The following is a 19,880-nucleotide window of genomic DNA, read 5'->3' on the forward strand; positions in this document are numbered from 1 at the left end:
CCCGATCCTGGAAACCCCGTCAGAACTTATAGGTCACCGACATTTCAATGACATCATTATCGGCGTGTCGGCCAAACCGCGTGTCTGAGCGCCCCCGAAAGTCTGTCCCCGACAGCAGCAGCGAGAGACTGTCCTGCGGTTGATATCTCACAAAAATGCTCCGGGTTTCATCATCGTCCCGCATATTGCGGTTATAACCGCCCCCGAAAGTCCATTGAGAGTCGACCTTGAATTCCAGATTGGCCAACAGATTTGACGGATTCGGCCGGGCTGTTCTGGAACTGGAACCATACTGCGGATGACTCTGGGTATCGCCGATCCATTCGTTAGAATATTCAAGAACGGGGGAAATCTCATCCAGTCCCAGCCAGTCGGCCAATTCCGTCTCCCGGTACTTTGCCCCGATCAGCCCCCGGATAAAAGCATCATCCTTGCCCCCCGGGGCCCGGTAAGACAGCCCTTCTCCATAAAACTTCCATCCCCCTTCAGTCACCGCAAAACCGCCTGAGGCAATGGCGACCTGGGGCCGTTCTTTGATAAACCGCCCTTCCAGAAGGTTCTGCGTTTTCAGGACCGGATAGGGGGACGGCCCGACATAACCGGACACAAAATAATCCACCCCTTCCCCAACCCCCTGATAGCGAAGCAGATATCCCCACTCAGCAGGATGGCTGCCCCGGTAATCATCCTCCGTTTTTATACTGACCCAGGACGGAACACCGGGAATATTCAGCGACGAGAACGAGGAGTCCCCTGACTTACCAACCCAGCGGGATCTGTACGGGACGGACGGCGCAGCCTCATCAACCGGTAACACGACCACAGTCATCCGGTCGGCACCGAAGTACAGATCACCCCGGATCTGCCACACCCCCTGATCAACGGGATGCAGCGGATTGGAGAGATTAGAACGACTGTAAAGATCGGTGGGGGAATACAGCTCGGCCAGACCAGACTCCAGACCGGCCTTTCCCGCCAGAATCTCGCCGGACTCCCCCAGATAAGCGAGACTCAGCTGGCTGACATCAAGATACCGCGCCTGCCCAGACCGGCTGCCCGGTGCCGTGAAAACACCCCGCTCCTCCCCCTGATAGGTGGAAACCCCGGTTTCGAGCCGGACATCAAAAGCCCAGTTCTCCCCAATGAATTCCTTGCCGGTGACAGTCAGATGACTCCACGATTCATAGCGGTCATGTTCCATCTGACCGGGATTCCGGATGGTCTTCGGAAAGGCAGATCCGATCGCCGTCAGCTCATAGGTTGCCCCACCGATCAGTCCTTCAAGAAAAGACCCCTCGGCATGGGCCTGCCCACTCATACCCGCAGCACAGAACAGACCCACAGAAAAAATGCCCCGCTGCCAGCAGATCCGCCGCCGCATCATGCCGCCTCCCCCTGACGCGACCCTGCCAGATGGGTTGAGGTTTCGGCCAGACGTTCGCCAAGAATACGGGCAATGTTGAGGTTAAGGCGGGAAGCAATATGCGGATACAGCCACATATTCCGCCGCACCCGCTCAAACTCGAAGGTCAGCATGATACCATCACTGAGGGCATCGACGTTGGCAGACCGCTTCTGGTCACGCACAAAGCCAACCTCCCCGAACACCGCCCCGGCGGACAGCGTGGCAAGACGGGTTTCTTCCCCATTGCGCTCCAGCGTTACAGCCACATCCCCTGACAGGATCAGGAACATTTCCCGACCGACCGACCCCTGACGAATCAGGCGGGCTCCGGCCTGAAACTCCGTCATCTGAGACAGCAGAATCGCCTTGCGGGCCTGATAAGATGTCATCCCCTCAAACAGCGGGCTCTTCGCCAGCACATCACGCCCGACCTTCAACAGCAGGATTTCATAGACGCTGACCAGACGGACCTTAGCCATCAGCACCGGTGTGATGATCAGATCGGCAATCAGGGCAAAGGCCATTGCCAGGGCCGACAGCATGCCAAACTGCGCCACAATGCTGAAGTTAGAGGCCACCAGAACCAAAAATCCGGCAATCAGGGCAACCGAGGTCGACACCACAGGAATGGCCTCATGACGGATTGTGATGCGGACCGCCTGCTGCCGGTCAGGTGTCCTCCGGCTTTCCCCCGCATAGAAGGACAGAAGGTGGATCGTGTCGTCAATCGCAATCCCGATGGCAATCACAGCCACCGTCGCCGTTCCTGGATTGATCGGAATGTTCAGCAACCCCATCAACCCGAAGGTCATCACGATCGGCACGATATTGGGGATCAGGGACAGAACACCGCCAATCAGCGACGTGTAGACCAGAGACATCATCACAAAGATCACCACCAGCAGCAGCCCGATGGACTGAAGCTGTGCCACCATCAGCGCTTCCGCCGCCCGGTTGATCATCAGGTTCTGACCGACCAGATAATACTGGACCGTCCCGCCGGAGATCTCCGCGACCTTACGCTCCAGATCCGCCAGCGCCAGCGTCAGCTCATGAGAGTTGTGGATGTTGTGACGCACCACCATGTTCACGCGCTGAAAATCATGACTGACGTAACTTTCCAGATCGGAACGCTGGAAAAACAGCAGGTACTGTTCCACCAGATCGGCCGTTGCCGGAACCTTCATCTGGGCCGGGTCACCCCCATGGAACTCACGGTTTACCAGCGACAGGTGGTCTGCCAGAGAGATGGCGTTGTCAAACTTGCCTTCCGCCATGATGAAGGCTTTGATTTCCGACAGTTTCCGTAGATTCTCGGGACTTTTGAACGCCATCGGCTGGCTGGACTGAAGGTTGATATAAAACAGCTCCATCCCCGACAGATCCCGGTGCAGCTTTTCCACGTCCTGCACCAAGGCGTGATCCTGCCGGAAATAAGAGATCGGATCATTGGAAACGGTGATCTGCATCGAGAAGTACCCGAACAGAGCCACCATCGCCACGGTTCCGGCAATCACGCTGTTCGGATGACCACAGGCCCATTCACACAGTGCAATGACCCGCCGGACCATTCCTGACGGCTGATGTGTTTCTTCAGGATGCTCCCCGGTCTGGGACACTGCGGATGCGGCCGCAGGGCTCCCCTCAGTCCCCGTGCCCAGCAGTTTTTTCGGCAGCGGACCGGCGAGGGACAGGATCAACGGAACCGCCAGCGCAGTGATCAGGCCGTTGAAAGCAATCCCTGCGGTGGACGCAAAAGCAAAATCACGGATCAGGGCAATTTCTGATACCCCGTTAGAGGCAAAGCCCAGAACCGTGGTGGTTGTGGTCAGCAGCACCGGCAGCCCCATGTGCTTGGCCATGAAGACCACGGAAAGGCGCCGGGTTTCCGCCCGGTCCCGTCCACGCACCCCTTCCGAAAGTCCGGTCAGGTAGGTGGCCAGCATATGGGTATCCTCAGTCGATCCGATCACAATAACCAGAGACGGCAGCATTGCCGACAGAACGTTGACCGGCACCCCGGCAAACCCCATCAGGCCAAAGGTCCAGATCAGGCTGAGCATCGCCGTACACAATGGTACTGCCGCCGCCATCCCGCTGCGCAGGAAGATAACGATGGTCGCCATCAGCACCCCCAGCGACAGGGGCCCCAGCACTTTCATGTCGTCGTAAAGGCTGGTTTTCAGGTCTTCGTTCACACGGGGCGGACCGACCTGATAGATTTCCGTAAACACACCACGGACCGGATCAATGGCAGCGTTGATCGCCTCAAAAGCCTGCCGGTCAAAATCAGGGGAGGCCGCATCTTTGCGGACATTGACGCTCAGGGCTGTGACGGTTCCATCCGTTGAGATGAAGTTGCGGGTCACCAGCGGCGAATACAGGGCATTGGCCCGGGCCTTCTCCACTCCGGCCGCATCCACTGGCACCCCATCCAGAACCACCGAGGATTCAATGTCACCATTGCGGTCACGGATAGAGCGGACATTGAACAGGGACTCGACTTTCTCAACAAACGGCAGATCCTCCAGCGCGAAGGACAGTTTCTCCAGCGCCAGCAGCTTCTCTTCCGTCCACAGGGCGGGATCCCGGATGTAAACGATCGTGGTGTTATCGGACCCGAACTCTTCCTTAATCGCCTCATAAGCGGCTTTGGTCGGGTCTGACGCACTGATCAGACTGTCAAAGCTGGTATCGATCCGCAGCTGCGGAATCCCGGTTGCCAGTAGCGCTGAGGTGACCGCCAGAAACAAAAAAGTCAGCAGCCGGTGCCGCAGCCCCAGCATGAAAAATGCGTCCACTGTCGTAATTCCTGTCCAAATCCCGGGGGGAGACGGGAACCGACCCTGCCGCCGCCCCGGGTTCTGCCTGTAGCCTGCGGCTTACTTCTTCAGATGGCGGCCGGTCGTGATCCAGCGCTGTTCAAAGTTTCCGGCCGGTACTGCAGCCTCATTGAGATCACGCCCCTGCACCCGGATAATGGTCCGGTGCTTTTCCTTCTCGTTATCCATCACCGTGATGTCAGCCCGGTAGGTCTGCCCGTCGACATTCACCAGACTGCGCGAATGCTGGGACTTGATAAACCGGCCCCGGCGATCAAAAAAATCCACTCTCTGGATGAAGTAGATATCTTTGCGGATGTAGAGACGGCGGTACTGATAACCGCTCTCTTCCTTGACATCCTCGGCCACCGGATAGGCATCCAATACAAAGGAATCCGCGGTTTCAACCACCTGCCCGTTCTCATCACGGATCTCGGCCACGGCATCAGGCTGACGGTCATAGCGGAACTTCGCCTTGTCTTCGGCTGTCATGTCCTCGAAGGCGAAGTCAGTCCCCATAAAGTAGTTCCGCTTGCCGCCCTTGGCGGTGCGCTTCATCTCACGCCCGTAAGCAGGCAGATACATCCACTGATCATCATCAGCGCCCTTGTTCTGCCATGTCAGCAGCGCCACTCCGGCAACACCCGCCGGGCTGTCAAACACCACAACATAACGGTACAGCCCGCCATCTCCTTCCCGAGCATAGCGGCGCACCTGACGGTCTTCGATATTGCCCCGGGCATCCACCAGCTGCATCTTCTGATCTTCCCGTTCATACGGGCGATCATGCCGCCGGGAAACTTCGTCCATAATCGCCTGACCGGACAGCTCTTCAGACAGGGCGGGCCCAATCCCGCTCCACATCATCATCAATCCTGCGATCGCCACCAGACGTACAGTAACCCGTCTCATTCAAACACCCCTTCCCATCGCGCCCCGCGCAGGCAGTCGGACATAAAACGATAACCCCTTCAGTTCATTACGGATCCTGACAGGAATACCTTTTTATTTTCTAATAGAAAGGGTGCCTTATATTTGCTGTTCCGGCGCGTCCTCCGTCAAAAAATTAAACACCCGTTCAGATTTCACGCTCCATGCCCCAACATACTCAAGATGAATAACCACGCTTTTATGGCCAGAGACTGCGGATCAGTACGGTCGTAAAAAGCACGCATCCCCGTGAGGACATGGCGACGACAACAGCCCGGCGGGACAAAAGCAAAAGGCCCGGTCGCTGTGACCGGGCCCAAAAAACCAAAAATAGAAGCACCAAAAGAAAAACCCCGACCGCTATGGCCGGGGTTTTAACGAAGGCTTTGGTAAACCTTCAAAATATGGTGGGTGCACAAGGATTCGAACCTTGGACCCGCTGATTAAGAGTTCGCGGACCATCCGGAAGCAATGACCTACGGGAGCCCCCATTGGCCCGCCTGTTCCTACGATTGCCTTCCAGGCAATCAGCTTTTCGGGCCGGAAGGGCCGCAGATACCCGCTTTCTCCAACCCGGAGTGACGGGGACTGAAGGGGGACTGATCGGTCAGACCGCCGAAAGCGCTTCAAGGCCGTTTTCAAGACCCCAAAGACCCACTTGACCTGTTATTCTCACCTCCCGACATCGACACCGGAAAGCGAATCACACAGTCAGCCGATCAGCGAGGGTCGTCAAGTTTATCCCCGCCCTTTCCAAGGCCGCATCAGCCGTTCCTCGATGTCCCTGCGGGCTACGACCTTGGTCCAAGCCTCCCAGCCTTTGTCATCCCCGTCCACGCTGAGGAAGTCCCCGTAACGCAGGCTGAACACGTCCGCCGGGCTCTCTGGCTTGGTGAAGCTCTTCAGCTCCGCCTCCACCTTTTCGATATCCTCAATCCAGTCGTCCTCGATCGTGTCCGGCAGGGAGCCGAGAATGTCGTACCGATCCTGCATCCGTTCAGAGAGGCGCTGGTAGACGCGCTCGTCGATCGTCCCGGCGTAGACCAGGTTCGCCATGTCGACCTCACGGCGTTGCTGTCCGTAGCGCTTGATCCGGCCTATCCGCTGCTCGAGCCGAGACGGGTTCCAGGGCAGGTCCACGTTGATCAGGGTACCGAGGGTCTGAAGATTCAGCCCCTCACAGGCGGCGTCCGTTGCGCAGACGACCCGGAGCTTGCGCTCCTTGACACCCCGCTTGATGTCCTCCCGGTCTATCGTGCGCCACTCTCCGTCGAGGAGGATCCCAGACTTGCCGACCCCGGCGTAGACAGCAACCGGCTCACCCGGGTGGTTTGCGCTGATCAGCTCGCCCACCCATCGGGCCGTGTCGAAATACTGGGAGAAGATGATGCAGCCGAGTCCCAGCCATCCCTCCTGATTGAGATAGTGGAGGACGGCACGCCCTTTCGGGTCCTCCTGCTTGGCGGAGCTGAGTATCTCCAGCACCCGTTCGAGGTGGATCGCCTCTACGTCCACCGCTGCGGCGTAGGCCTCAGGCCCGATCTCCTCTATCGCCTCCAAGAGGTCTGGATCTTCAGACTCCTCGAGGAGTAGTCCTGCGCGCCGGCTCTCCAGCATCTTTGTCGCGGTCGCGATTCCGGAGGCGACGGAGGAACAGATCCGCTGCATCATCAGGTTGCCCAAGAAACCGGTCCCGGCCTGACGCGCCTTCATCGCGCGAGTGAACAGGCGGACCTCCTCATACGCCCTGTCGTAGAAATGCGGGGTTCGGACAGCACTGCGCTCGAAAACGCCTGGTGCAGCGCCGGGGCCCGGGTGGATGTTCACTGCGATCCGCTCCATCAGCCCCGCGTCCTCAAGCGTCTTACGGCGGCGCAGGACCACGTGGCGGCCGAGCGGGTTGTGGTAACGCATGAATGGTAGCTTCCGTGCGATCTCTCCTCGTTCGAGAACCTCATGCAGATCGTCGCGAGTGAAATCGTCCAAGTCCGCAAGACCCCGATCCGTGAAGGACTCCTCCTCCGGGACCTTCAGGTCCTCCCGGATCCCCCGAAAGACGGCTGCCTCTCGAGCGTGCGGGAGCGGAGAGCGGAGCCAGGGCCAGGCCGCCTCCGGGTCCGTCAGAGCGATCTTGCCGGAGATCAGATCAAGCGCCTGCTCTGGGTCCCACCAGCGCGACGCGCTCGGCCGGCCCAGAACATGATCGTTCTGATAGGCGAGGAGCCGCATCAGGTCCCAGATCTCCTCACGGTGCGTCTGGATCGGGGTCGCGGTCCCAATCACCAGGTGCCGGGTCCGTCCTGCGAGCCGCTCCATCGCCTGATAGAGCTTGCCCGGTTCCGGCTCATCCATCCCGATCCCGCGCTTGACCCGGGCCTTGTGACCCTCATCGAGGGCGATCATCCCGTAGGACCCACGCATCAGCACCTGCGCCTCCGGTCCACCCCGGACCAGAAGCCCGGTCGACACGATCCCGATCTGGGTAGGACAGCGTAGCACGTCCTCCGGGTCCCGGGATCGGTAGAGGTGGCCGCGGTGGTCCACCCACCCCTTCTGGGGCGCGCGGGTCCAGACACAAGAGGGGAGCCCCAGTTTGTCCCAGAGCTCCATCTGCCACTGAAGGGTGAGGGTGGCCGGGCAGAGGATCAGGAAGGGCCCTTGCCCCATTAGGACAGTGAGCGCCCCGGTCGCCGCCATAGAGAGGGTCTTGCCGACCCCCACCTCGTCGGCCAGCAGGAGCCGTGCCGCCCCGTACTTCTGATCATGCTCCACGAAGATCTTCACGAAGGCCTTCTGCCAGGGGGCAAGCCCCTCGCCGCGGCGGACGAGCGGAGACTCCACAGTGACGGATTTCGCGAGCCCGACCGGGTCCGCGCGCATCGCCTCAACCTGGACCTCGACCTTGTCGGCGGTCCGACCTATCTCGTCGATTACCGCCTTGGAGAGGGAGACCCCCTTCTTCCAGAGCCAGTCGAACTCGGACCGGACCCAGGCGGCCGCCTCCGGGGACGGGTCCTCCCATATCATCTCATAGGAGTGGGCCCAGCCGTTCGCGGTCTCGTTGATCGACCCGATGAAGCTGGAGGTGGTCCCATCAGGTCTGGTGATCAGCCCCGCCTTCCCGTGCAGGAACGGGGCGTTGTCACGAGAGACGACCCGGATTTCCACGTTACCGGCGGTCAGGAGCTCATGAAGACGCCGCCAACGGGGCCGCTCGAGGAGCGCGTCGATCTCGTCCCCCTGCTCGTGCCACCGCTCTACCTGCGCCTGGTCCCGGGCCTTCTGGCTCAGGGTTGCCGCGGTCAGGTCGCGCGGGTCCAGGTCCGCGTTGCAGACGATCCGGACCCGGCCGATCGTGCTGATCTCCTCATGGATCAGATCGAAGATGGAGGAGCGGAAGTACCCGGCGATCCGATCATAGGTCACCGCCCCCCTCAGTCGGTCCTTCAGGAACACGTGGGACAGGCGCTGGTTGCGGGAGGAGAATCGGGAGATCAGGTTCGGCACGACATGGGCCCCCTCATCAGATCCGCTCCGTCTGGATCGCGGTCCCGAGGATCCGGGCCGCGCTCGCCTCCTCCGGGTCCGACTGCACCCGTTTTGTAGACACATAGGCCGCGATGGCGCGCAGCGTGTCCCGCTTGCGCAGATAGTCCGGGATGAACTCGCGCAGCTCTTCCAGGACCTCCTCCACCTCATCCTTCTTGGCGATCCGCCAGATCGCCCGCATGGTGAGTCGGACGATGCTGTCCCGGCCGAAGGGGGTCCCCTCCGCCATGGAGGACTTCCCGAGCTTGATCGCGGTTTTCAACTTCGAGTTGTTCGGGGTCCTTGACGCCATCAGGTCGTCGTAATCGCCGACCCGGAACGCCTTGGCGAAGTTCTGGAACTGGTCCAGCTTCGCCTCGCCCGCCTCCTCGATGTCCATCATCTTGAGGTAGAACCGCTCCGCCCCGTTCAGCTCGAGCCACAGCTCCCGCTCCAGCCCGTCCGGAACCAGGAACTCGTTGGCGGTCTGGACCGCGAACTCAGTCAGCTCGTCGACGAGGGTCTTCTCCCCCTTCTTCCGGGGGCGCAACGCCTCGCGGGTCATGTCCTGCCCGTCGATCTTCGTGTAGGCGGTCAGGACCCGCAGCGCGGCCGCGTAGCCGGCCATCTGGAGGTCCGCGTCGTTGAAGATATTCTCGCCGCGTGCAGCGTCCATCTGGTCGTTCAGCCCGATCATGTCCCGGATCTGGCGCTCCACCTCGTCCCGGATCTCGTGAACGATCTCGTCTTGGTAGCCGGACTGCTCCCCCCGGCGCTTCCGCAGGACGATCATGTGGGTCCCCTGGACATAGCCGCCGAGCTTCAGCCCCGTGATCGTCTCAGTGGAAACATACCAGTCCTGGACCACCTGTAGGCCCGCCCCCCAGAAGATCTGGGCCATGTCGGACCAGGTCTTGGCGTCCTGATGGGTGAACTGGACGATCTGGATCCCGTTGTCCGACATGTGCTCGGTCATCGCACCGTAGGCGTCGATCATCGCCACCTTAAAGGACTGACCCTCGCCCTTGATGGCGAGATTCCGGCGGGAGTCCCAGATCCACTCGTTGAAGGGGGCTGGGGGGTTCTTCCGGAGCCAGGCGATGAAAAACTCCGTGATCTCGTCGTACTGAACCGCATCCGCATAGGGCGGATCAGTGACGAAGAGGTCAACAGGTTCCGCGAAGTCCTTTGCTGCCTGGTTCAGGACATGACCGGTGAATGCGACCGGCTTGTTATTCGGGACATCAAGGAACGCAGCGACGCCGTCATAGCCCCGCGCGCCATAATTCAGGAGGGTGTTCAGCGCCTGATTTGAAAAGACGTTCGCGAGTGCTTCACGGGTCGCCCCAGTAGCCCATCGACAGAGGGACGCGTTCTGATTGTGAAAGTTCAGAGCAATCAGGGCTCCCTCCGGATAAGTGTTCAGGTGCTTCGCTACAGTCGCGTTGATCAGGAGATGGCGCGGGCTGAACAGGTGATGCCAGTAGGTCCAGCCGCGTTCCCGAATAGGTTGACTGGTATTGAACCCGGGCTCAATCGCCATGTCCGGCACGAACCCCGCCGCCTGCCAGGCAGACAGGTTCTTGCCAACGCTCTCTTTTACCAACTCCTCTCGGTCCAGATCAGCCTGGGTCGGGACAGCGAACCAAGTCCGAGGAATGGCCTTCCCCCTCTTAATATCCGCCGCGTCCATCCACTGGATCGCGTAGAGCCGCTCCTGCCACACGTCATCTGGCCGGGGCATAAAGTCGTGCTTCTCCCAGAGCCGCAGAGCGTTCGAGTTATTCCCGTCCTCGTCTTTGAAGTCCCCCCGGATCTCCTTGATCGAGACCCCGAGGTCATCATTCAGCATCGGATGAAACAGTCGCCCGTTCCGGACCGTCCCGTCGTTCGCTTTAGCCATTTCCTCTTCGGAGACCCCGGAGCTCATCTCGAAATCATATCGCTTGTTCGCGTGGTCGGGGACCAGCCGGACGATCACGTTGCGCTGCTTGGAGACGATCCATGACGGGGCCAGGGGCACCATCCACCCGGTCCGGGGACATTTCGTCTCCAGACAGTAAAGGAACACCTTTGCGCGGTTCCCGTGCTCATCATGCTCGATCCCCATCTTGGTGATCTCACGGTCAATCTCCGCCATCACCGAGGCCTGACGCTTATGCATCCGGTCATGTTCCGCCGGCGCGGCGCCGACGATGTTGAATGCCCCCCAGGTCAGCATGCAGGCGACCGGGTTCAGGTCGGAGGCGTAAGCGTCACAACCCATCCGGGCCGCCTCGAACGGGATCGAGCCGGACCCGGAAAAGGTATCCGCGAGCTTCGGCCGTCGGCCGAAACGCATGATCCCGAGTTGTTCCACGAGTTCCGAGATAGACTGAGCCTCGGTCCCGAGATGCGCATTCACCTCGTCCCAGACACCCGCAAGCAGCTCCTCCTCCGGGAGCTCCTCGGGCCGTTTGACCTTCTCAAGACGTTCCGCGTAGGGGAGGGTCATGAAGGCGCGGGCGATCCGGCGTTCGCGCTCCTGCTCGGTGATGTCGTCGCGCCAGATCCAGCGACGATGCTTCTCCTCAACGAACGACGACCAGTCCTCAGGCAGGGCGGCGACGAACTCTTTGGGATCGCCCTGGGGGTGTTCTCCGCGCGCGAGGCTTTCAAGGTCGCGCCGGATCCAGTCCGGTACCTCGTCCCGCATACGCGAGAGGAGCTTCTCCGCCTCCAGCGCCTGACTTTCCCCATCGCGAACGGAGATCTTCCATTCAAGATCCTTCCCGGTCGCGACCGTCTCCGCATATTCGGGGAAGAGCTTGGCGAAGGCGGAGGGGCCACTGGTGAACCGACGGCCAAACGTCTCATCCGCCATCCCCATCAGCTTCTCGAAGATCTCGACGTCCCGTTCCAGATCATCCGTCGCCGGCATCAGGGCGGCGAGCACGCAGGCCCGAGTCAGGATCAGGGGCTTGCGCCCCTTCCAGTAGGACCCGAGGCCGGTCAGGGTCTGGCCCGACCCCGCCTTCCGCTCCTTCTGGGTCTCCGCCGAGATCTTCGCCGTCGGCCAAGCCCGTTCGATCAGGGATGGCGCGTCCCGCAAGCTAAACGGTACAACCCCGGTGTTCTCTCTGGCGGTATTCTCGGGGGCGGTCAGGGTCATCATCAAGTCCTCAAAGGTCACTGAACAGGTCGGGCAGCTTCTCGGTCGCTGTCTTCGGGCGCGGGCGACGCGCCGCTGTGGGAGCCTCCTCTCCGTCCCGGATCAGCGCATGCCGGATCGCGACCCGCCACCCGGTCTTGGGGCTGTCCCACTCCCCCCCGTCATTGTCGATCTGCTGGAAGAGCCACCAGAGCTCCTCCGGCCGGTGCGAGGACCAGCGGGTGAAGGCGATCGCCGCCTCGTCCGGGGTCGCGTCCTCGATCGCCCAGGCGAGTACGCAGAGCTCGCGCCCGAGGATCCGCTCCACCCGGTTGTCCCCGGCGTTGAACCGGGACGCCTTCAGGTCCTTCTCCTTCAGGCGGCGGTTGAGGTGTACCTTCACCCCGTCGGCCACCTGCCGCCAGGTGTCGCGCGGGATAGCGACACGGCAGAGCTTCTGCGCCGTGGTCCCGAGCGCGGCCGCGCCGAAGTCCTCCCAGACCTCGACCGGGTCCGTGCGGCCGGCCGGGATCCGGACCAGAAACTGGTGCGGCATCGGGTCATTCGGGACCCCGAACCCGTGGGTGATCAGCGTCTCCGCCATCAGGCCTCCTGCTCCACATCCTCAACCGGGATGTCGATCCCGACCTGGGTCGCGAAGTCCTTCAGGGTGTACCCGTCCGGGAAGTCCGCCTCCCGGAACCGGAGCTGCACCTCAGCGTCCGGCACCCCGAGCGCGCCACGCAGCCCCTCGATCATCGTCTCGATGTCCGCCCCGGTTAAGGCGACGTCCCCGCCGCTGCGGACCCGCAGGTTCCGCTCGCCCTCGCCGACGGTGACGCTGACCCCGTGGAACCGGACGCTCTCCTTCGCGGCGCGGACGACCCGGAGCACCTCCGCCTTGGAGGCGAACTGAAAGTCCCGCTTCGCCTTGGCGGGGCGCTCGTTGTTGATGGTTCGCTGCGCGCCGACCGCGTCGAAGGTGAAGGTCCGCTGCGCGGACACGCCCCCCTTGACCGCGTAGACGTATAGAGTGGTCTGCTGGCTGCCGTCGATCTCAATCGTCCCGCCGTCATAGACCGTCCCGTCCTTCGGGTTGATACCCGTGGTGTTCCAGCGCAGCTCCGCCTCCGGACGAGCCGTGAGGGTGACCTGCCACATGCCGGCGTTGTCGCGCCGCTCATGGGTGATCGTGATGGACCCGGCCCAGCGGTAGGGCTCGCTCACCTCCCCTGTCTCCGGGTTACGAGCCTGAAACCAGAGCTCCACCTCCGTGGTCCGGTAGGTCCGGTCCGTGATCACCTCACCCGCGTCAAGCCCGTCCCGGGTCGGGGCGACCAGCACCTCCGGGGCGCGCCCGGCGTTCGAGACGGCGAGTTCCAGCTCGCTCTCCCCGGTCGCCTCCTCCCCGCCGATCCGGGTGACCCGGATCAGGGGCTGCGGCGGGGGCGGGCTCTTATCGACGTAACCGTTCTCTTCGACCCAGCGGCCTTCCGCGAGCGCGGCCGCCTTGATCTCCTCCATCCCCTTCGGGGGGAGCCAGATCCAGCGCGGGTTCGACGCGGCCCGCTCCAGCACGTCCGACCAGCGGGTCCGGGACTGGTTCTCCGGGAAGAGCTGGTCCTCGCAGCGCTGGATCAGCCCGTCCATCCGTTCCGGGTCCAGCTCAACGAGCTTCTTCGCCCCGCCCCCGGAGAGGGCCGCCTCCACCGCCTTCTCTCCCTGGATCACCCCCTTCTCCTGGAAGTGCCCGAGGTCGATCCGGGCGCTCTTCAACTCCTTCGTCTGCGGGTACCAGACCGCGTTGAAGAGGCTCTTGACGGTGGAGTTGAACCCGATCTCGGTCGTCTCCTGCTCCGTCTCGATTTCCCGCTGGTGCCGGGGCGTGTCCGCCACGACCGATTTCACGGCGGCGATCGCGAGGAGGCGGCGGACGCTGTCCTCCGCGCTCGCCATCTTCGAGCCGTCCCCCGCGACCACGCAGAACGCGTTCTTGTACACCACGTCGTTGAAGAACCGGGCTGCTGCGGCGGGCGGGGACTTCGCGTCCGGGGAGAGGACTAGGCAGGTCCGCTTCGACGGGGTCAGGTTCACGTCATCGACCCGCGGGAGCACGACCAGCTCGAAATAGGCGAGCTTGTTCACCGGCCGGAAAATGTCCGTCAGGCGGCGACGCATCTCTTCGTCGACCCGGTCCTGCGGGATCTTCCCGACCTTGTCCTCGATCTGCTTGCGGACATTGGCGATGTCGGAGAAGTACCACCGGTCCCCGTCCCGGTTATGAAGGTACCAGCACCGGTCCCGGAGCTGATCGAACGCCTCGATGAACCGGTTCGGCTCTTGGCCCGGAGCCACCAGGTACTCCACGACCGTGTCGCGCGGCAGGCCCCGGATCCCGTCCGTGTTGTCCGACAGCGACGAGATGAACAAGAGGGTCGCCACCTGGGACGCAGCCCGGTCGTTCCGGTCCCCGTCGATCCCCTGCGCGTGCGCGGACCCATCCGTGTCATAGACGTCGCTCGCGAGCGCAGATTCGAGAGACCGTTCGATCTCCTTCACTTGGTCCCGGGTCTCCTGGTCGGAGAAGTCGAGGAACTGCGCCCCGATCAGGAACACCTCCTCCCGGTCCTTCCGGCCCCAGACACCGCGCATCAGGTTCGCGGTGAACTGGATGAGGCCCCGTGTCTGACGAAACTTCTCGTTCTCTTTGAAGAGGGAGAGGATGTCCTTGTAGCTCGGGTGGAACGGGTAGGAGCCGACGATCTCGTCCGCCATCTGCTCGGCGGATTTCGCAAGAGCCCGGCCTCGGACCGCCTCCTGGTAGGTGGCCAGATAGGCCTGGGCCACCCGGTCTACCTCCTCCCCGTCCGGGTCCGGGAGCCGGGTGAAGAGGCGTTTGCGGAGGATGTCGTAGATCTCGCCCGTGTTCAGGTCGACCGGGGTAATGGACTTCGCGCCGCGGCTCGTCTCCTTCTGAAGGTCCGCGAGCTGGCCGCCGAGGATCCGGCGCGCCTCGTCATAGGCAGCATCCAGGGAAGCGACCACAACCACGCAGCGCTTGAGTTTCATCGCGGCGGAGAAGAGGTTGGCGATCGAGTACTTCAGGAGGTCGAGCAAGGTCCCCTGGCCGATCGTCTTCGTGTGCGCCATGGCGAGGTAAGGGGGGAGTTCATCGAGCATGATTAGGGTGGGCCGGTCCCCGATCAGCCGAACCCAGTCCCCCTCGCTCATCTCCTTCGGCCCGTTGACCCAGTGGTCGCGGAACTCCTCCGCCCGGCCCAGCTGCTCGGCGATGTCCCCCCAGATGAAGTTACGGACGTCCCGGCCGTTCACGGTGGCGATCAGTGCCGGCTCGTCGCTCATCCCGGCGGTGATCGTGTCCGGGAGCCGGTCCTTCAACTCCGGGAACCGGGCCAGGAGGCCGAGGGCGATCATGTTGTGGGTCTTCCCGCCCCCCATCGCCTGGCGCAGCTCGAAGACGGCCTGCTGGCTCTGGCCGGCAAGGCGTTTCAGAGCGCCGCGGAGGAACTCGGACATGCCGGAGGTCACGTGGTTTCGGGCGTAGAAGGACCGCGCGGTCGAGAGGTCCGCGTCCCCGATGGAGGAGAGGTGCTCCACCTGCTCGGACCGACTCATGGAGAAGACATCCGGACTGATGTCGCAGACGGAGGTGACCAGAGGAATATTGTACCCGGAACTCATCAGCGCGCCTCTCCCTTTTTCACTCTAAAAAATTGAAATCTTTTTCTAAAAGCATCCACCTGCGTGATTTCGTGTTCAATGCACCATACTTTGAACACCCTGTGTTCTCGTTTCGGAACTTCCAAGTTGATGCCGACCAGTTCATCCAGAGGGGCCCGCTCCGCTTTTTCAGTCATGTCGGGTCACCTTCACTGAGAGATTTTTCCTTTCAAGATATGTGCTTTGGAACCCTCTATCACCCTCGAGCGAAGACTTACCCACAACGGTGGCATGTTATTTCTGTGTCAAGCAGACATTTCCCATATAGGCAGTCCATTCACGCCTGATTGACGCCAGATTATCCAAACTCCAACCCAACCGGAAGGCAGAATGGCCCGGCGTCCGATGTCACCTTCGAACCGTGGAACACCAGCTTGAGGCAGCGGTCGAAAGCGACCCGCAGATCGCCCGATTCCGTGTCACCCGCCGCCATCTCCATATCCATATCCAACCCCTTCAGATCGCCTTCAATACTTTGATTTATATACAATACTCTCCACGAAATCGCAGCACCATCTGGGAAATCCGAGGTGATTTACGGAGTATGCAACGCCCCGACACGACAACACAATCCCGCGTTCAAGAAAGGCCCACCGAACAACCCATTCTTTCCCGCAAAAGGGGACCCTCTCCGACAGAACAGGACATTGCCCCCCGGTCGCGCCCGCGACCGGGGTTTTGCCGTCCATTACCGGAGAACGTCCATGCCCCTACCCAATGTTGATGATCTGCTGACCCCGGAAGAGGCAGCCGCCCTACTGTCCGTCTCCCCTGCCACGCTGGAACGCTGGCGCGCCCACCGTCCGATATACGGACCTGCGTTCATCAGGATCTCCTCCCGCATCATCCGCTACCGGCAGGGTGACATCCGGGCATTCATTGAAGCATCCCTGCGCCAATGAGGTTATCCGAATGAAATGACGCCCTGCCTCTTCAAGGGGCAGGGCTTGCTTATGCGCCAGTGTTTCAGCCATTTTTGAAGCCGCACCAAAAAAAGTCACACAACCCAGACAGGTACCAAACCACCCTCCATCGGGAGATATTTCTAAAAAATCAATAATTATTAATTAAGATCAATTACTTAACTCAATATCACTTTTCCCCATGCCTGTATGGCCACAAAAATGGGAGCCTCGCCAGACCCAAGCACATATGGGAAATAAATTTACTGACTCTATGCTTACGGACCACCCCCATACAACTTTCCCGTGGATTGCGTGCCCGGGCTCCCTGAACTACCTTCAGCTCATCAGACGGCATCCAAACCGGCTGACACAGAGATGGGCCCTTCTCAGCAACACTCCATCTACGTCAGAAAGGGTAACCCGCGCCCATGGAACTCTCACCCCGTACCTCGTCGTACAGCGTTAACAGGACTCAGATCGCGGTACGGTCCCAGACGACACATCCCACCGTCCTCCCTCTCCCTGCCTATACGGCACGAGAACTGCGTGACCTTCCAATCCCCCCTCGGGATTGGGTTTTCGGAACCTTTTGCATGACCGAAGCCATCTCCCTTCTGGTCGGCGCCCCCGGCTCCGGAAAATCAACTTACGCGCTGCATGTTGCCTGTGCTGTTGCCGCAGGCCAAGACTGGGGCGGTCAGCACGTCCCCATCCCTCGCCCGACGATTTATATCTCGGCGGAAGACTCGAAAATGGAAACCATGCGGCGGCTGGCGGCAACAACCGCGCACCTTGGTATCCCGGAAAATACTCTGGACAATATTCACATTGTCGCAGGGCAGACACTGCGGCTTGGCCCACGCAGCGGAGGGGGGACGCCCTCCCAGAACATGGTCCATCGCATTCTTGCGCTGATCGAAAAGACCGGGGCCGGGCTGGTCGTTATCGATCCCCTGATCGAAGTGCATGATGCTGACGAAAACTCGAATGACGCCATGGGGCGCGTCATCGCAGATATCAGGCGGATTGCCCAGATCGGGAATACGGCAGTCCTGCTAATCCATCACTCCGGCAAGTCACAGGGGGGAGCCGGGGATCAGAATCTGTCTCGGGGAGCCAGCGCCATCAACGGCGCGGTCAGAGCAATCGCGACCCTGACTCACCACACCGATGAGGAAACCATCACCGACAATCCTGGAGCCGAATACGTCCGGTTCGATATCGCAAAGGCCAACTACTCCGCAAAGGGAAAATCCAGCGTTTTCCGGAAGGAAACCGTTGAGCTGCCCAATGGAGACACGGTCGGCGTCCTGACCGAGAAGGCCCTTTCCGCGACCGAAGACAGATCTATCAGGTCATACGATCTTGAACAGATTTCGGAAGCGGCAGCAAACATCCTGACCGAAAAGATCAGCATCAACAAATTGGCGGCACAGGCTTTTGCTCAGAATCAGGAGCTCTTTCCCGGGATCAGTTGCTCCGACCAGACCCGGGCACCCCAACGCCTGCGCGAACTGCTGAAGACCGCAATCAGGAAGCATCCGACCGTCGGCTCGAAAACCATGACCATCTTTGATGATGTGTCTGCCGGGCCGTCCGGGAAAACGACGTTCGTCGATATCGCACCCCCCGGCTAACTGACGCCCTCCCGACTTCCAGACTCCCCTGCCGCCAAGCGGCAGGGGGCACAAGGAGACAACCGATGGACATTGACGGAAACGAAAACCACGACGACGAAGAGGATTACAGCCATATCACAACAGGAGAGGCTTTGCTCAGCGCGAACCTTCCTCACGATCTGGAAGAGGAAATCTTCGGTTGCCTGCCCCTGAAAGAACAGAAAGCATTCCTGAAACTCTGGGATAAGAAATACCCTTTTTCGTGACTTGATTGCCCAAAGGGCATGCTCAGAGGCGTAATCCGCCAATCCGCAGATCCGCTATTATAAGAGGATTACGGATCCCATCATCCGCAAAGCCGCTTAGGCGGCTAGCGGATGATGGGATCCTACCCCAAGCGCCTGAGCCCGGCCCCAAGCGCCTGAGCCCGGCGCATCGGTCCCATTTCATTCCGTTGGCCCGGCCTTTTGCCGCTGCCGAAACGCACAACGGAGACCCTCGATGCCCCTATGGATTCCGATCGTTGTTCTGGTTGCCACCGAAGTCGCCAAGGCGCTGCTGGACCAGAAGAAGCCCTGAGCCCAGCCCCACATCTCACCGCCGCCAGAAGGCCACAGACTGCCCGGTCTGTGGCCTTTCTGCTGCCCGAAAGAGACTGCCATGCCCCTTTCCGATCTCCCGTCCCTTGCGGTCCTGATCGACCGTTTCTCTGATCCCGATGATCCCCGGATCATCACCACCGTGTCCTTCCCCTCTGCCCGACAGGCCGGAGCCGATCCCGGCGGCATCCTGCCCTATCTCGCCCGCTTCGGCAGAAGCCCGGCCTGCCTCGATGATCTTCTGGCCTGCGTCAATGCCCTGCCCGACGAGGAGGAGCTCCACGCGTGGCCGGTTCAGGAAGGCATCGCCGTCTCCATCGCCAGCGAGGACGCATGGTTCCTCTTCACCCCCCGACCGGAGACCCGCCCATGTCCGGTTTCTTCCTGACCGATCTACCGCCCCTGTGGTCCACCGATGCCTGCGAGACCGACCAGCTGGTTCTGCCCTTCCGCCTGTCCTGCCGCTGGCATCAGCTGACGTGGTTTCCGGTCGAGCGCACCGACGATGTTTTCTATGGCCTCACCCTGCGGACCATCCCCGAATGGCGGCATTTCCATCTGCGGGAGCTGACCGCCCGCTACGGCGGCCATGCGGTCCTGACCGATCCGGACCACATCCCGGCACCGGCATCAGAGATTGCCGGTCTGGTCCGCCACGCTCTGCTGGACCTCTCCCGCTTCCATCCGTCAGACCCGCCCCTGCCTTAAGCTCCCGTTTCCCCCGCAAAAGACCGCAAACAGCCTATTGTTGCCCCCGGTATCCGCCGGGGGTCCTCTTGTCCTCGGGGAGTCCCCTTATCATGAAAGCCCGCCTCACTGCCGCGCTGGCAAAAGCCCCTCCCGCCGTTCCAGACGGAAGCCGGAAGCTGCGGATCAGCGATACCGAGATCGCCGGTTTCACCATGGAAGTCTGGCCCACCGGCGGCATCGTCTACTGGTTCCGGTATACCGCTGCCGACCGGCGCAGCCGCGAAATCAAGATCGGCAAGGCGCGGGATATCAGCACCGATCAGGCCCGCAGGAAAGCAAAGGAGCTGCGGGCTCAGGTGTCCCTGAGCGGCGATCCGGCGGCCCAGCGCGACCGCCTCCGCGCCATCCCCAGCTTTGCTGATTTCGTCACCGGCCAGTATCTGCCCTATGCCCGCGAACGGTTACGGTCCTACCGTGACCATGAGTCCTTCTGCCGTCTCCGCCTGCTTCC

The 19,880-nt window shown here is 61.3% G+C and carries 14 protein-coding genes; 6 read left to right on the forward strand and 8 right to left on the reverse strand.

Annotated elements, in window-relative coordinates:
- Positions 1–19: 19 nt before the first annotated feature.
- The 8 genes from G365_RS0118415 to G365_RS24155 all read right to left on the reverse strand — a co-directional run bounded on the left by G365_RS0118415 (position 20) and on the right by G365_RS24155 (position 15,693).
- On the reverse strand, positions 20–1,318 hold the full coding sequence (locus G365_RS0118415) for a hypothetical protein (protein WP_155976374.1): 1,299 nt from the start codon (positions 1,316–1,318) through the stop codon (positions 20–22).
- Between the two features lie 62 nt (positions 1,319–1,380).
- On the reverse strand, positions 1,381–4,206 hold the full coding sequence (locus G365_RS0118420) for an MMPL family transporter (protein WP_019647015.1): 2,826 nt from the start codon (positions 4,204–4,206) through the stop codon (positions 1,381–1,383).
- An 81-nt stretch (positions 4,207–4,287) separates the two neighbouring features.
- On the reverse strand, positions 4,288–5,139 hold the full coding sequence (locus G365_RS0118425; protein ID WP_155976375.1) for an outer membrane lipoprotein-sorting protein: 852 nt from the start codon (positions 5,137–5,139) through the stop codon (positions 4,288–4,290).
- 756 nt (positions 5,140–5,895) lie between these two features.
- A complete protein-coding gene (locus G365_RS0118430; RefSeq protein ID WP_019647017.1) occupies positions 5,896–8,664 on the reverse strand; it encodes a phospholipase D-like domain-containing anti-phage protein in 2,769 nt (922 codons plus the stop codon).
- A gap of 16 nt (positions 8,665–8,680) precedes the next feature.
- A complete protein-coding gene (locus tag G365_RS0118435; protein ID WP_211217704.1) occupies positions 8,681–11,839 on the reverse strand; it encodes an anti-phage-associated DUF1156 domain-containing protein in 3,159 nt (1,052 codons plus the stop codon).
- A 7-nt stretch (positions 11,840–11,846) separates the two neighbouring features.
- Positions 11,847–12,419 (reverse strand): anti-phage-associated DUF3780 domain-containing protein, encoded by a 573-nt coding sequence (locus G365_RS0118440; RefSeq protein ID WP_019647019.1) that lies wholly within the window; start codon positions 12,417–12,419, stop codon positions 11,847–11,849.
- Positions 12,419–15,517: an anti-phage-associated DUF499 domain-containing protein gene (locus G365_RS0118445; protein WP_019647020.1), complete on the reverse strand. Its 3,099-nt coding sequence runs from the start codon at positions 15,515–15,517 to the stop codon at positions 12,419–12,421. Before G365_RS0118445 ends, G365_RS0118440 begins: the two co-directional genes overlap by 1 nt.
- Positions 15,517–15,693, reverse strand: a complete 177-nt coding sequence (locus G365_RS24155; RefSeq protein ID WP_019647021.1) for a hypothetical protein — start codon at positions 15,691–15,693, stop codon at positions 15,517–15,519. Before G365_RS24155 ends, G365_RS0118445 begins: the two co-directional genes overlap by 1 nt.
- A gap of 567 nt (positions 15,694–16,260) precedes the next feature.
- Between G365_RS24155 and G365_RS0118460 the strand changes: the two genes are divergently transcribed.
- From G365_RS0118460 to G365_RS24165, 6 genes are all read left to right on the forward strand, one after another.
- Complete coding sequence (locus G365_RS0118460; RefSeq protein WP_019647023.1) at positions 16,261–16,458, forward strand: helix-turn-helix transcriptional regulator; 198 nt, start codon at positions 16,261–16,263, stop codon at positions 16,456–16,458.
- Between the two features lie 431 nt (positions 16,459–16,889).
- On the forward strand, positions 16,890–18,098 hold the full coding sequence (locus tag G365_RS0118465; RefSeq protein ID WP_081628625.1) for a helicase RepA family protein: 1,209 nt from the start codon (positions 16,890–16,892) through the stop codon (positions 18,096–18,098).
- 65 nt (positions 18,099–18,163) lie between these two features.
- On the forward strand, positions 18,164–18,346 hold the full coding sequence (locus tag G365_RS0118470) for a hypothetical protein (RefSeq protein ID WP_019647025.1): 183 nt from the start codon (positions 18,164–18,166) through the stop codon (positions 18,344–18,346).
- 394 nt (positions 18,347–18,740) lie between these two features.
- A complete protein-coding gene (locus G365_RS0118475) occupies positions 18,741–19,067 on the forward strand; it encodes a hypothetical protein (protein ID WP_019647026.1) in 327 nt (108 codons plus the stop codon).
- A complete protein-coding gene (locus tag G365_RS24160; protein ID WP_019647027.1) occupies positions 19,049–19,387 on the forward strand; it encodes a hypothetical protein in 339 nt (112 codons plus the stop codon). Before G365_RS0118475 ends, G365_RS24160 begins: the two co-directional genes overlap by 19 nt.
- A 92-nt stretch (positions 19,388–19,479) precedes the next feature.
- A partial coding sequence (locus G365_RS24165) for an Arm DNA-binding domain-containing protein (RefSeq protein WP_019647028.1) occupies positions 19,480–19,880 on the forward strand: 401 nt, incomplete at its 3' end.

Source organism: Novispirillum itersonii subsp. itersonii ATCC 12639 (genome assembly GCF_000381985.1).
Lineage (GTDB): Bacteria > Pseudomonadota > Alphaproteobacteria > Rhodospirillales > Rhodospirillaceae > Novispirillum > Novispirillum itersonii.

Coding starts and splice junctions, on each gene's coding strand:
- G365_RS0118470 (WP_019647025.1), top strand. CDS start 18,164: ATGGACATTGACGGAAACGAAAACCACGACGACGAAGAGGATTACAGC.
- G365_RS0118435 (WP_211217704.1), bottom strand. CDS start 11,839: ATGATGACCCTGACCGCCCCCGAGAATACCGCCAGAGAGAACACCGGG.
- G365_RS0118475 (WP_019647026.1), top strand. CDS start 18,741: ATGCCCCTTTCCGATCTCCCGTCCCTTGCGGTCCTGATCGACCGTTTC.
- G365_RS0118440 (WP_019647019.1), bottom strand. CDS start 12,419: ATGGCGGAGACGCTGATCACCCACGGGTTCGGGGTCCCGAATGACCCG.
- G365_RS0118460 (WP_019647023.1), top strand. CDS start 16,261: ATGCCCCTACCCAATGTTGATGATCTGCTGACCCCGGAAGAGGCAGCC.
- G365_RS0118425 (WP_155976375.1), bottom strand. CDS start 5,139: ATGAGACGGGTTACTGTACGTCTGGTGGCGATCGCAGGATTGATGATG.
- G365_RS0118415 (WP_155976374.1), bottom strand. CDS start 1,318: ATGAGTGGGCAGGCCCATGCCGAGGGGTCTTTTCTTGAAGGACTGATC.
- G365_RS0118465 (WP_081628625.1), top strand. CDS start 16,890: ATGGAACTCTCACCCCGTACCTCGTCGTACAGCGTTAACAGGACTCAG.
- G365_RS24160 (WP_019647027.1), top strand. CDS start 19,049: ATGTCCGGTTTCTTCCTGACCGATCTACCGCCCCTGTGGTCCACCGAT.
- G365_RS0118445 (WP_019647020.1), bottom strand. CDS start 15,517: ATGAGTTCCGGGTACAATATTCCTCTGGTCACCTCCGTCTGCGACATC.
- G365_RS24155 (WP_019647021.1), bottom strand. CDS start 15,693: ATGACTGAAAAAGCGGAGCGGGCCCCTCTGGATGAACTGGTCGGCATC.